This is a genomic window from Candidatus Latescibacter sp. (assembly GCA_030692375.1).
GTDB lineage: Bacteria > Latescibacterota > Latescibacteria > Latescibacterales > Latescibacteraceae > JAUYCD01.
In genome coordinates, this window is record JAUYCD010000049.1 from 1 (window position 1) to 12418 (window position 12418).

The 12418-nt window shown below is 45.7% G+C and carries 12 protein-coding genes; all 12 read right to left on the reverse strand.

All coding sequences use genetic code 11. From position 1 onward, the window contains the following. Positions 1-546, reverse strand: a 546-nt coding sequence (locus Q8O92_03205; protein MDP2982321.1) for a serine protease, incomplete at its 3' end; no start/stop codon positions are given. A 67-nt stretch (positions 547-613) separates the two neighbouring features. Continuing rightward, the gene (locus Q8O92_03210; protein ID MDP2982322.1) at positions 614-1597 is read right to left on the reverse strand and encodes an aldolase catalytic domain-containing protein; all 984 of its coding nucleotides are present in this window, start codon (positions 1595-1597) and stop codon (positions 614-616) included. A 99-nt stretch (positions 1598-1696) separates the two neighbouring features. Then, positions 1697-2893, reverse strand: a complete 1197-nt coding sequence (gene nagA / locus Q8O92_03215) for an N-acetylglucosamine-6-phosphate deacetylase (protein MDP2982323.1) — start codon at positions 2891-2893, stop codon at positions 1697-1699. A gap of 241 nt (positions 2894-3134) precedes the next feature. Then, positions 3135-3887, reverse strand: a complete 753-nt coding sequence (locus Q8O92_03220; GenBank protein ID MDP2982324.1) for an ATP-binding cassette domain-containing protein — start codon at positions 3885-3887, stop codon at positions 3135-3137. A gap of 120 nt (positions 3888-4007) precedes the next feature. Continuing rightward, positions 4008-4226 carry a DUF2283 domain-containing protein gene (locus Q8O92_03225; GenBank protein MDP2982325.1) on the reverse strand — a complete coding sequence of 73 codons (219 nt, stop codon included), beginning with the start codon at positions 4224-4226 and terminating at the stop codon, positions 4008-4010. Beyond that, positions 4223-4465: a hypothetical protein gene (locus Q8O92_03230; GenBank protein MDP2982326.1), complete on the reverse strand. Its 243-nt coding sequence runs from the start codon at positions 4463-4465 to the stop codon at positions 4223-4225. The genes Q8O92_03225 and Q8O92_03230 overlap by 4 nt, the downstream gene beginning before the upstream one ends. A gap of 146 nt (positions 4466-4611) precedes the next feature. Further along, entirely contained in the window at positions 4612-4797 is a 186-nt protein-coding gene (locus tag Q8O92_03235) for a type II toxin-antitoxin system HicB family antitoxin (protein ID MDP2982327.1), read from the reverse strand. A 57-nt stretch (positions 4798-4854) separates the two neighbouring features. Then, on the reverse strand, positions 4855-5070 hold the full coding sequence (locus Q8O92_03240; GenBank protein MDP2982328.1) for a hypothetical protein: 216 nt from the start codon (positions 5068-5070) through the stop codon (positions 4855-4857). Continuing rightward, on the reverse strand, positions 5067-5294 hold the full coding sequence (locus tag Q8O92_03245) for a type II toxin-antitoxin system HicB family antitoxin (protein ID MDP2982329.1): 228 nt from the start codon (positions 5292-5294) through the stop codon (positions 5067-5069). The genes Q8O92_03240 and Q8O92_03245 overlap by 4 nt, the downstream gene beginning before the upstream one ends. A 136-nt stretch (positions 5295-5430) precedes the next feature. Continuing rightward, on the reverse strand, positions 5431-7350 hold the full coding sequence (locus Q8O92_03250) for a DNA methyltransferase (GenBank protein ID MDP2982330.1): 1920 nt from the start codon (positions 7348-7350) through the stop codon (positions 5431-5433). Between the two features lie 2 nt (positions 7351-7352). After that, complete coding sequence (locus Q8O92_03255; GenBank protein MDP2982331.1) at positions 7353-10229, reverse strand: DEAD/DEAH box helicase family protein; 2877 nt, start codon at positions 10227-10229, stop codon at positions 7353-7355. 91 nt (positions 10230-10320) lie between these two features. Beyond that, complete coding sequence (locus Q8O92_03260; protein MDP2982332.1) at positions 10321-11805, reverse strand: DUF362 domain-containing protein; 1485 nt, start codon at positions 11803-11805, stop codon at positions 10321-10323. Positions 11806-12418: the final 613 nt, after the last annotated feature.

Genomic DNA, 12418 nt, shown 5'->3' on the forward strand with positions numbered 1-12418 from the left:
CAATCCAACCAGTAAACCTTCTCCATTGAAGAGTCCCCCGCCGCTGGAACCGGGTGAGATGGCCGCTGTAGTCTGAATCAAGGGAGGCGGTCCGCCCCGGAGCTGAGCGACGATTCCGTCGGAAAGGGAAAGCTCCAGACCCATCGGCGCTCCCACGGCATAAACCGGGACCCCCACCTTCAGGCTTGCTGCCTTGCCAAGCTGCGCCGGTTTCCCTGTAATACCCTTTGCATCGAGGAGGCAGATATCCTTGTCCCGGTCTTCCGCGTATAGAGTAGCGGGGACAAACTGTTTGCCACGGCCCACCTGGTAGGAAGCACCCCCTTCCACAACATGGGAGTTGGTGGCGATCTTTCCGGAAGGGAGCAGCACACCGCTCCCCTGGGCTTTCACCTTGCCTTGGGCGTCCAGAGTTTTTACGACAACGATCGAATCCTTGACTTTTTCAAAAACCTGGTCGGGCGTAAGGGCGTGGACTTGTGCAGGCAGGGTTGCGAGGAAGAACACAGCGATGATCAGCTTCAAAACTGATGGTATATTCATCATTGTCCCCCTTACCGATAGAAGCGGATACATTGCTTTGCATAAAAGGAATTGGATATTGAAGCTTAACTTATATATCCCCGACAATCTTGTCGTAGAAATCGACGTAGTTGTCCTTGTCGGCGCCAGCACGAAGTTCCATAGCGGCGCGGGGGTGACGGTTATGCTGGCCTGTGATGATGTAGGGCGCGAGAGGTCCCCATTCCATGCTCTCGCGTAGTTTAACGAAATGGTCCTGTATGAGCTTCCAGACCGGGCGCCGTTTAAATTTCGGGTTGCGGAGAAAGCCGATGAGCAGCTCCATCGGGCAGTTGCCTGCGCCGCGGCCCAGTCCCGCCATAGTCGCATCGACCCTATTGGCGCCCAGGATGATCGCTTCTATGGTATTGGCGAAAGCAAGCTGCTGGTTGTTGTGGGCGTGGATTCCCACCTGCTTGGCGGTGCCTTTGACAGCCTCGATGTATTTCCCCACCAGGATGTCAAGCTGTTCACGGTAAAATGCGCCGAAACTGTCTACGACTACGATCACATCGACCGGCGTTGCAGCGATTACCTCCAGCGCCTGGTCGATTTCCGCGTGCTGTACGGTGGAGATGGCCATCAGGTTGCAACTGGTCTCATAGCCTTTTTCATGGGCGTCATGGATCATTTCAACTGCTTCGGGAATCTGGTCGACATAGCAGGCCACCCGAATCATGTCCAGGACGCTCTGGTCCTTGGGCAGGATGTCGGTTTTCCAGTCGCTCTTGCCCGCATCGGCCATTACAGCCAGTTTCAGGCCCGTGGACTTCGAATCGTGGTTGCCTGTGACCCGGCGGATGTCCTCCTCGTCGCTGTGACGGAAGGGGCCGAATTTTTCTTTGGGAAAGAGGCGCTTGGAGTTCTTATACCCGATCTCCATATAGTCCAGACCCGCCTCGACGCATGCTTCGTAGACCGCCTTGACAAAATCGTTTGCAAATTGATGGTTATTGATCAAACCACCGTCGCGAATGGTGCAGTCAAGCACCTTCAGCTCCGGCCGGTAGGTTACCCAGGGGGCTTTCATCATCATGCTCCTTTCGGATTCAATTGCCGGAAAGAACGAATAATCTATCCGGCAGAATTAAGGTTTTCTTTTTTTCAGGTTTTAGTGCGTGCTACGCTTCACCGATCATATTCCAAAAAACTGAACTTGTTCCGTTACCCGTTCACCCTTCAGGTACACATCATGAACATCCAGGTTTTTATCCAGAACAAGAAAGTCGGCATCTTTACCGACAGCCAGGGATCCTTTCATGGCATCGATATGGAGAATTCTGGCGGGTGTCAACGACGCCATTTCCCAGACTGTGGATAGCGACAGGGTGGTGACCCGAGGCTGGATTTTCAAACAATCCGACAGCGTAATAGCGCTCGATGCAAGGATTCCCGGACGATCGGGAACCACACCAACCCTTGGATTCTCGATAAGACGGCATTGTTTCCCATTCCGGGGTCCGAACGCGTAGATTCCCGGCGGACAGCCGGCGCCCCGCAGCGCATCGGAGATAAACGCCGTTTTTGAAGTTCCCTTTACACGGCGGACGAACTCAACCAGCCTGGCGCCTACATGAATACCGTCAGCGATGATTTCAGTACTCAGATCATCACGCATGAGGACAGTTTCGAGCACTCCCGGTTTCAGCACATAATTCTCACGGTATGCTCCCGGCATGGCGGAAAACACATGGGTTGCATGGGAAAGGCCCAGTCCGCATGCAACGTCGATTTCTTCATAGGAAGCATTACTGTGGCCGATGGAAAAAATCACCCCCAATTTGGAAAAATGGGAGATCATTTCACCTGCTCCCGGCACCTCGGGTGCTATAGTGACCAGCTTGAGTACATCAGTATACGGTTCAAACTCTTTCCACTCTTTTTCCGATGGCGTGCGGATCATTTCTGCCAGGTGACAGCCGTAGTAGCCGGTGTTAAAATACGGCCCTTCAAAATGAACGCCGTAAATATTGGGGAACAGGGAGCGGTTTTCACGAACACACCGGCATACAGCGATCATTTCCTCTGTCGTGCAGGAGCCGACGCCGGCAAGGAGAGTTGTCGAACCGCGTGCAAGGTGATATGATGCAGCTTTTGCGATATCCTCGATGTCGCCATCGGCAAAATCGGAATTCAAAGCCCCGTGACAATGGATGTCGACCAGACCCGGCCCGACACTATATTCGGTGAGATCAATAATTTCGCTTTCAGGATAGTGCGAAAGTTCATCTTCAGCTACGAAATTCGCAATCTTTCCGTTTTCGACACAGATGCATGTTTTGTGAATTTCAGGCGCCGGTTTATACAGGTCGCCGCACTTGAATATTTTCATTTAATGACCTCAAATGATGCGATTATTTTAATTTTTACTTGATGATGCGGCAAAAAGTAAGTTGTATATAATTTTTCTGGCGTTTCTTTACCTCACCCCCTATCCCCCTCTCCTAGTCAGGAGAGGGAGTAACTCATTATGCGCATTGTTTTTGCCCTCTCCTAATTAGGAGAGGGTGGCCAAAGGCCGGGTGAGGTTTCGACAGGACTAAAGACTATGCATAACTTTTTGCCAAGTCATTTTACTTTGTATCTGCCGGCGGCTTTTTTGTATTTTCAACTCCGGGTTTTAAACCGTCGATGAACCATCCATACCTGCTCTCCTGATCCGGGATATTAGCAGGAGCGCCTTGATACACAACCTCCCCTTTGTTCAGAATCGCCAGTTTATGGCAGGTACTGGATATATCGGCGAGGATGTGCGAGGTCATAATGATGACATCGATTTTTTTACTTCGTTCATTCAACATATTCCTGAATCGAATCCGTTCTTCCGGAGAGAGACCCAATGTCGGCTCATCCACCAAAAGAATGGTGGGATTGCCGATGACCGCCTGTGCTATCTCAAGGAGTCGTTTCATGACTACGGACAGATTATTGGCATCTACATCTCCAACTTTGGAAAGACTGAGCGATTCTAGTAAATCATCAACTTCTTTCTGACGTGTTTTTTTATCGAAAAGGCCCGCAAGACTGGCGGAATAATCGAGATACTCCCTTGTTTTCAATTTTGTGAACTGGCTGAATCTCTGAGGAAGGTACCCGGTTAAGGAACGTATCCTGCCGCGGTTCTTATTCAGATCATGCCCATCAAACGTCACCTTTCCCCCGGTCGGCTTTACTAAAGTCGCCAAAATACGGAGCAGGGTGGTCTTACCGGAGGCGTTAGGCCCAATTAGACCGAACACGCCGTTTTCAATGACCAGGTTCACATCAGAAAGTGCTTGTGTTCGATCATCGAATACCTTGCTCAGTTCGCACATTTCTATTCTCACCGTATTTTCCCTCCTGCCCGAAACTGTGGCTTCATCATTCCATTTCCAAAATGCTCACACCATGCCTTAAAATATACTCGGCGAAACTCCCGCGTCGTGGAACGGTTTTAACCTATCTTGTCAGGCCACAATCGTGTGAACGTCACCCGGCAGCCGACTCAGAATCAACTCCTTGAGCTGCACTTTCTTGGCTGCATTGTCGATGTCAATGCCCACCAGATTCCCTTCAGCATCATAATCGAGCACGACACCTTCTGAGATTTCTCTGCTCTCCACGCTTGTTTTCTCGGAGAGATCGATATAAAGCGAATCGGTCTCCGGGTAATATCGGATTTTCATGGCTTATACCCCCTGTCGGGGAATGCGTTGTGAATTGTTCGTTTGTCTTCAAGGGTCACGACCCTTACCACACGGCCATCCAGCTCTTCAACTATCCCCCAGAAACGAAACCGGTTGTGTTCCTGAGACTCAACCCTGAGCGGGTTCTTGACAATCCGAATGCACCATTCCTTCTTCAGATACGGCCGCTTCCTTAAAACTTCCTTCTCGAAATATTCCGTGAACGCGAAATCGTCCATCATGCACCTGACACTGGCTGCAATGCTATATAAAGGGCCTACCGAGGCGATTTATCAAATAAATCCACTACTAATTCATATTCTATCGTTTCCGCGCTGAAATCCTGCTCGTGAGGCCACATCACCCCGCCGAACGCGGCCCGGAACTACGCGGAACATCTGAGACGCTGTTTCTTTTCTTCAGGAGAAGCGCACTCGAAAAAAAGCTCCAACGCCTCCTGTATATTGTCACGCGCCTCGGCGATGCTGTTCCCCTGGCTGGCGATGTCCAGTTCCGGGCAGAACGATACATATCCGTCGTTTTCGCGTTCAATGACGATGGTCAGCTTCATAACTTCCTCCGAAATATCACTGCTCAATGTCAAACACTTCTGCATGAGACGATAGATTTACCTGAGGTTAACCAACTCGCATTCAATCGTTTCCGCGCTGAAATCCTGCTCGTGCGGCCACATCACCCCACCGAAAGCGACCCGGACTCGGCAGTATCGTTTATCTCTTCGTATATACATCCAGGAAGGCATCCCTACTATACGAAAACCCAAATGCTCGAAAGCTTTCAAAACATATTCGATGGGCGCGTCCACAGGGAATTTAATCGTCACACGGTCACTCCCGCCTCAGCGACAAACACTTCCAGCACTGGGGATGAGCTTTCCATGACTTCCAATCCGAAGGTTTCAATGTGGAAGCTTATTGCTGATCTGACATTATCCAGCGCTTGTTCATAGGTGTCACCCTCCCCCACGATAACGCCTTTCATGCCGAGAGGATAAGCGATATAACCGTCCTGATGTTTCTCCATAATGATTTTGAACTGTCTAACCATGATTGTCTCCTTATTTCTGTTTCGGCACAGGCGATTCCGCTTTTAAATCGCATTCAATCGTTTCCCCGCTGAAATCCTGCTCGTGCGGCCACATCACCCCGCCGAACGCAATCCCGCACGCGGCTGAAATAATGTGTTATTCCAAACCAACAATCGTCTCGTCTCCAGCGATATTTCTAACCTTCATTCTCAAAGGCTTCTTCTTTGTCACAATCTTACTATTCCAGAATTCTTTTGTCTTTTTGCCATCTCGGATTACAAATCCGTTTTTATCGATCTTTAATTCAGTATCGCTCTTCCATACATCCGTTTTATTAGAACAATTAAGACTGATAAACTCAATTAACTCAAGCCCATTTTCGCTAATTTCAATGGGTTGAAATTCCTTCTTAGCTTTGCCGTTTCCGTTGCTTATTGTTTCGCTGTTCTCGTCTTCCGCTTCGCCATTTTCTAAAAGATCGTTTTTTGTTCCATTGAGCATCTTCTTTTGATTATAAGCATCTATTTTCTGTATAAGCCGGTCGCTTGCAAAAGACTGAAATACAATTTCATATTCATCGGTGGTCTTATTCACTGCATATTGTACTATATCATTGATAACAACTTCATCAAGAATCGTTTTCAAGTCCTTGAATTCGACGTCAATCTCTGTTGCATTGTACTCTTTGATAAAACTATTGAGTTCTACTTCGTCCTCAATATCCACAAAATATACAATGACCTTTTTAACGCCGTCGGGCAAATCAGACATCTTTTCATTGATAATATGATTAATGAGCGGAATGTCGAGAACTTTTGTATTATGATCCAAAAGATTTGGTATGTACACAGGAACTAGTCCAAACTTGCTGTCGCTTAATGCGCCTGCCCAAAAACTGTCGAGTGATTCTTCCTTTTTCAAACCGGTGATGAGCGTACGTAACTTGTCCATGGTCTGAATGGGATTACGGAAAAGCGAAACGCCGTCCTGAATATCGTAAATGTCAAACTCCGCGCCAGCGGCAACTAAACGGTCGCGTGTTGTTTGAATGCTGTTAATGCCTACATCGCAATGAATGAATTTGCGATTTAAGTCGTGCGCAACTTTGGCCGTAACACCCGAACCGCCGAAAAAGTCAGCGACAATCATTCCTTCGTTTGAAGAGGTTTTTATAATACGCTCAAGAAGAGATTCAGGTTTTTGAGTAGCGTAATCGAGGCGTTCTTCTGTTCTCGATGATAAAGTAATATCCCAAACATCATCTGCTAACTTCCCTTCAGGGTCAATATAATAACGCTTGTCAAAACCATGCTGGACGCGATATATTTTGCCTTGCTCATCTTTTTGCCATTTTTTCAAAGTAGTTTCAGGCCAAGGCTCTTTAATTGGATTAAATACGTACTCTCCATCTTTGTTTTTAGCATAAAAAAATATATAGTCATGATTTTTAATAAATTTCTTTTTCACCGCACCGGATGAAGTTTCATAATGCTGAATGATGTCATTTATTAAACTTTCTTGACCAAATATTTCGTCTAACAACACCTTCACATAATGCCCTATGTGATAACCCAAATGGACATAAATACAGGCATTTTCGCTCATCACACTTTTTATCGCGGTTAAGTTTTCATACATCCAGTTGAGATAATCTTCTTTATTCCATATATCGCCGTACATCTTTTCTTCAAAGGCGCGGAGTTCTTCAAAATCCAAATCTTCTTCTGCTTTAGCAATTGCTTCAGCGATTTTTGGATTCCTGCGTAAGTACACTTTCTTTGCATAATCCGCGCCACTGGCAAATGGCGGGTCGATATACACTAAATCAACTGAAATTCCATTATCTTTCAGATACGCACATGCGGAAAGGCATTCACCACGGATAACGAGGTTTTCAGGATTATTCCCAACTGATTCCACTTTCTCCAACTCATAAAATGGCAATCCGCGTTTAATTCTTTCGTACACTCTACCGTTATCTCGATACCGTAACGCTCTTTGTGTGCGTACGAAGTTGTTAAGTATCGCCTGACCATCAACTGTATCTGGGAAATAGGGGATATACTTAATCGGCATAGCTAATTCTCCTCAAAAAATGATCTCAATTTATCGGTCAACTCGGATAGGTTCCTGTTCTTGGGAACATCATCACTGAGGGAAATATATTCAAAACGTTTATATCCGTATTCATCATTATTCATACGTAGAAATTCAGTTTCCATGAAAGACTTTCTTTCACGATAACCTGGCTGATCAGCAAACCCGGAACCTTTTGTTTCTACAATCAGGATTTTATGAATCTTTTGGTTCTTGCGTCTGATAATTAGGAAATCAGGGGTGTATTTTTTGACTACTGGAAGCCACCGATCGTTCTTTTTTGAGTAACATGCAATGCGGAAATCAGTGAGATGCCTTTCTCCGTTGTAGTAAACTTCCAGCTTTTTTTGATTGAACAGAGTAAGGTTGAGAACATCTTGCAAAAACATCATTTCAAAGCGGCTCTGGGAAAAATTATATGGCAAATAATGAAAAGATTTATCCTTGTTATAAATAGCAGAGGAGAAAGAAAAGCTCTCTGCCATATAGCCAAGCCCTTGCATCTCTAGTGTTTTACGAATAGCTACAAGAGTATCTTTAGGGTCTTTTCCGCTTGCATCCAGATCGATGATTTGCCTGGTATCATTTTCATTTGGGTATATCTTATCATTTTCAGGTATTGAATCGAGCTTTCCGATAAAGAGGAGTTGAGCGCTCTTTGGCACGATTTCAGTTTTAATTTTTAAGTCACGATGTTGATGAAACGCAAGACGTATCAGTGAGCGAATCAAGTCCTGTTTATATAGGTCATTAAAATAGAGAATGCCGTTATTATAAAACGTAATGGTGTCAAATATCGGTTTCAATTCTTTCCCGAATTCATTTAATTCATTTAAAGAAAGACTATTAAAGCTTTCGCGGGCAATAGTGAATATCCAAAGTCCAAAATCCGCGGTTTCACCTTTTATCTTCAAAAGGAACTCTTTATTCTGAGGTTCATCAGGATTTAGCCCTCTTTCTATAATAAGTGCTGCATCGAAAGATTCTTTTAGATCAATCGACTCTATGGCACTCAGAGGATCAACTGTTCCTGAAATAACAAGTGTATCATATTCAATTTTAAGCTGATAGAAATCTACGGGAGGAAGTTTCAAATATTCAAGCCGAGAAAACCGGTCAACCATTTTCCCCGTCTGGTCTTTTAAAAGAGTGTTTAGTTCCTGAATACTGGTATGCTGTTCATCTTTCAACTGTTTATCTAAGATTTTTGCGTTTTCTTCATTCATCCAGATAACAGCGGTCTCATGTTTTCCCGCATCAACTTGGCGCAGACAGCGACAGGAAGTCTGAAGGACCATATTTGTGGGACAATCGCCCTTTTGGGAAAGAATTACACCGGTGAGGCTTCGGCAGTCCCATCCTTCTTTGCCTATCTGGACAAGTAGTATTATCTTTTTCTTTGATAATGGTGTATCGAGAGATGCAAATTCAGTCTCATTTGCTCTTGGAATCTTAAATTTTTTATTCCCTTTATGGTATTTCAGTATCATGTCTGGATTGATTTTCATGGCGCCTGTTAGATAGTGAAATACTTCTTCTTCAAGTCGCTCTATGCTACCGCAATATATAGCGAGTTTGGCGCATGCACCATTGGCATAAATTGTGTTATCATAAGAGTTAAGAAAATCTCTTATGCCTTTCTCAATAATTTGAATCGGTTGCAAACCGCTCGTTTGTTCAACCCTTGGCTTTTTTAGAAACTTCCTAACCGCTGTTGTGAGTGGATAATAAAAAACGGTATTAGTGATCTGTGAAAACTTGAGTTGGATGGTATCGGATATCTTAACCATTTCCGCCGAACTCAAATAGGGAGTACCTGAATAACCTATTACAGAGTTAATAGTGCCATTGCGATTCCATTTATTAACCACCTGTCGGAGCTTAATATCATCGGTGGCAGCATGATGGACCTCATCAATATGGATCTGTAAATTTGGAAGCTTACTGATAATATTACGCAATTCATTAGCGAAACGGTCTTTTTCATCATCACTATATTCTATAAGTTCATACTGTTCTGTCAGGCCAAGACGGTCAAGAATTACCTTTTCAGCATTAACTACCATAACTAGTCCCATGAGACTGTCAAACGGTTGATAGTTGTATATTTTTTGTGAGTTTGGATTTCGCGCTTTATTACTCTTTTTCGCGGATTTAGGCTGGTCGAGCACTTCAAATTTAATCATTCTCTTGATAGTTGTAGCTGCCGGTTCGGGTAAAATCCAAGAAGGATCAAATTTTTCAATAGTTTTCAGGCTTGGAACAATAGAGCTTTTTAAACCAGATGGAACAAGGACTATAAAGTTGTGGGCAAAAACCTTATTCTCTGGTTCATTCAGCGCGAAATATAAATCAAGATATACAAACGCGGCCATGAGAAAGGTTTTCCCCGCGCCCATCGGGAGACTGAAGAGATAATCAGTATATTCTACATTGTAGAAGATATTTTTGATAACCGAATTATAGTTTACTGCATCTGAGTGCTCAATAAGATAATTCTCAAGTTCAGGGAATAATGTGGCTGAATTCCTTCCATTCCTGCCATTTCCATTGTTCGGAAGTCGAGAGAATTCAAAAAGAGCACGAGCTGCAACATCTCTTTCGAAACAACTACGGGCCGTTTCGTTGATGTTGAGAAGGGAAAGATCTTCATTTCGATTAAAAAAGCCATCTACAAATAAATACCAAAGAGGGTTGTTCCCACCTTTGATTTTTAGGTATAGATATATTTCTATCGCTTCAATCTGGGCATCACGAAGCTTACCTTGTTTCTTGATGTATTCAATAATCGGCCTGACGGTACATTCTTCGGAAACAAGCCATTTTTTACATTGTTTCAAGATTATTTGGTGTAACATAAAAATCCTTATGGTTCAAATAAATACATGATGCTACTGTTTGTTATTCCCCCTCTCCCACGCGTGGGAGAGGGGGTCAGGGGGTGAGGGCTTAAAAATACCTCAACCCCGGCTCATTCAGCCCGTAATTATAAATCCCCAGCTTGCCTCTTTCGACCGTCCTGTAGTCGGCGATCTTTTCAACTCCCTTCTCGCTAAGGGTGAAAAGCGGAATCTTCTCGATATTGTTCTCGCCGAGGCCGCGCTCGTTGGCGATGCGCAGGTAAGGAAGCTCGCGGGGGTCCTGCCCCATGAGCCATGAGGTGACCGCGTCCACAGCGGTGGAATTTCGCCCCACGGTGACAAAATTGAGGAGCTCTGTGCCGTTGTCGCCGCGTGCGAATACGCCCTCGACCATGCTCACATACGGGGCGGGAAGCACGGCATTGATGTCCATCATCCGCTGCGCCCAGATCTCGGCCCAGAAGATGCGTGAGTCGGCGATATCGTAGAGCTTGTCCATGGCTTTGCCGGTGGCGTCGGCGAGTTCCTTGCCGGTGTACTGTTTAGCAAGGCTCTGACGCTCTTTTTCATAGGCTGCTTTCGCCTTGACGAAGGCGTCATAGCCGCCCATGTTAAGGTAGCTCTTGTAAAAGCCGCCATCGTCCCAGTACTTGTAATTCATATTGGCGTGCTTGACATAGGTCTTTTCGATAGCCCGGCGGAAGTCGGGATTGAAATCGCTGAAGATGTCACGGCGGTAGATGTCGAGGGTGGTCCAGGCGTCACAGATGTGACCGTAACCGCGAGGCATGACGCCCTGGTTGTTCTTGAGGGTAAGGGTCGTGTGCCCGACCTTGTGGGTATGGGCGTGGGCGATGTCGATGTAGGTTGTGCCTTTCTCGAAAACCGGGCAGATGGTATAGAATGTTCGGGTGACCAGGCCATCGGGATTTTTATGCTTCAAAAGCTCGGAATTTTTGTAGTCCTTGAACCACTGGAGGTGAGCTTCGATAAGCAGAAGTCTGTGCTTGTCGAGGAGCGCCTGGAACCCGCTCTCCACTACCTGGGGGTGACGGAGCGCGCCGCGGGCGGAAATGGCCCGGTTGGCGTTGCCGAAATCGGAGAGACGGTCGGTGAGTCCCACGATGAAATAAGGGTGAACCATTCCGGGAAAACTGGTTTCCACCGGCGCTTGCTTACTCATTCCGCCAACCAGGTTGGGATTGATCATGGTTCTGCCTCCCTTTCCCGACCCTTTCCGGAAGACAAGTTCGCCGACACGGTTTCCGAGACGCTCCATCTGGTCGGGACAGGGTGCAAATCCACCCCGTTCGCCTTTTTGGGTCTGGACACCGGCGTTGATGATAAATACAGCTTTGGGGTTATCGAGAATCTCCTCACGGAGATCCGGAGGGATATTGCCCTTCTCTCCCTTTTTCAGAATATTGAGGCCGTCCTCTATTCGAAGCCCCATGCTGGTCAAAGGCTGGTCAGGCTCATAGCTTACATCCCTTCCACGGGTGAAAACCGCCCCGAAGGCGCTGGTAGTCATCGCCGCCCCAACGGCGGACAAGAGAAAGGTGCGACGTTTCATTGTTCCATTCCTTTTTTAATAGATTTGAAAAGAAGTTGTTTTTTATCATGTAGATACTGAAACGGTTTTATCGTTCCCGCGAAGCGGCAACGAATTCAGGATGAAAAGTGTCATGCCGATTAAGACATTTCGCAAAATGTCTCTTTTCGGGATATATATACGATCACTAACCTTATCAAATAGCATACTCGGATATATTAAACACCTTTAAAAATAATCTCTTTCCTTACATAGTACTACTCAATTTTTTTCGGTCGTTTTTTTTATATGCTTCATTGTTATTTTTGTTTCATTTTGTTTTCCAGGAAAAGAGCAAGATTTCTGGCCATCCCCCAGAATTTTTGTACTAATGTTTGTAACTCCTTATAATGCTTATCGTTATAAGAATAATTTTATGTGAAAGTATTATCGGATAATTGCATGCCTTCTTGAAGGACGAATCCCCCCTGTCCTTCGGACATCCCCCCTTATTAAGGGGGGAATCATGTTGGCAGGCAGCTTTTACCCCCTTTATAAGGGGGTCGCCGCTTTATGCGGCGGGGGGATTTTGTCTTTAGAGCATATAAATAGCATGGCATATTTGTCGCCAAAGAAAAAAATGGGGGATGGCCAG

Bases quoted from the DNA above. Each gene is read 5' to 3' on its own strand.
- Q8O92_03210 (MDP2982322.1), bottom strand. From the start codon at position 1,597: ATGATGATGAAAGCCCCCTGGGTAACCTACCGGCCGGAGCTGAAGGTG.
- nagA (MDP2982323.1), bottom strand. From the start codon at position 2,893: ATGAAAATATTCAAGTGCGGCGACCTGTATAAACCGGCGCCTGAAATT.
- Q8O92_03225 (MDP2982325.1), bottom strand. From the start codon at position 4,226: ATGAAAATCCGATATTACCCGGAGACCGATTCGCTTTATATCGATCTC.
- Q8O92_03230 (MDP2982326.1), bottom strand. From the start codon at position 4,465: ATGGACGATTTCGCGTTCACGGAATATTTCGAGAAGGAAGTTTTAAGG.
- Q8O92_03235 (MDP2982327.1), bottom strand. From the start codon at position 4,797: ATGAAGCTGACCATCGTCATTGAACGCGAAAACGACGGATATGTATCG.
- Q8O92_03245 (MDP2982329.1), bottom strand. From the start codon at position 5,294: ATGGTTAGACAGTTCAAAATCATTATGGAGAAACATCAGGACGGTTAT.
- Q8O92_03250 (MDP2982330.1), bottom strand. From the start codon at position 7,350: ATGCCGATTAAGTATATCCCCTATTTCCCAGATACAGTTGATGGTCAG.
- Q8O92_03255 (MDP2982331.1), bottom strand. From the start codon at position 10,229: ATGTTACACCAAATAATCTTGAAACAATGTAAAAAATGGCTTGTTTCC.
- Q8O92_03260 (MDP2982332.1), bottom strand. From the start codon at position 11,805: ATGAAACGTCGCACCTTTCTCTTGTCCGCCGTTGGGGCGGCGATGACT.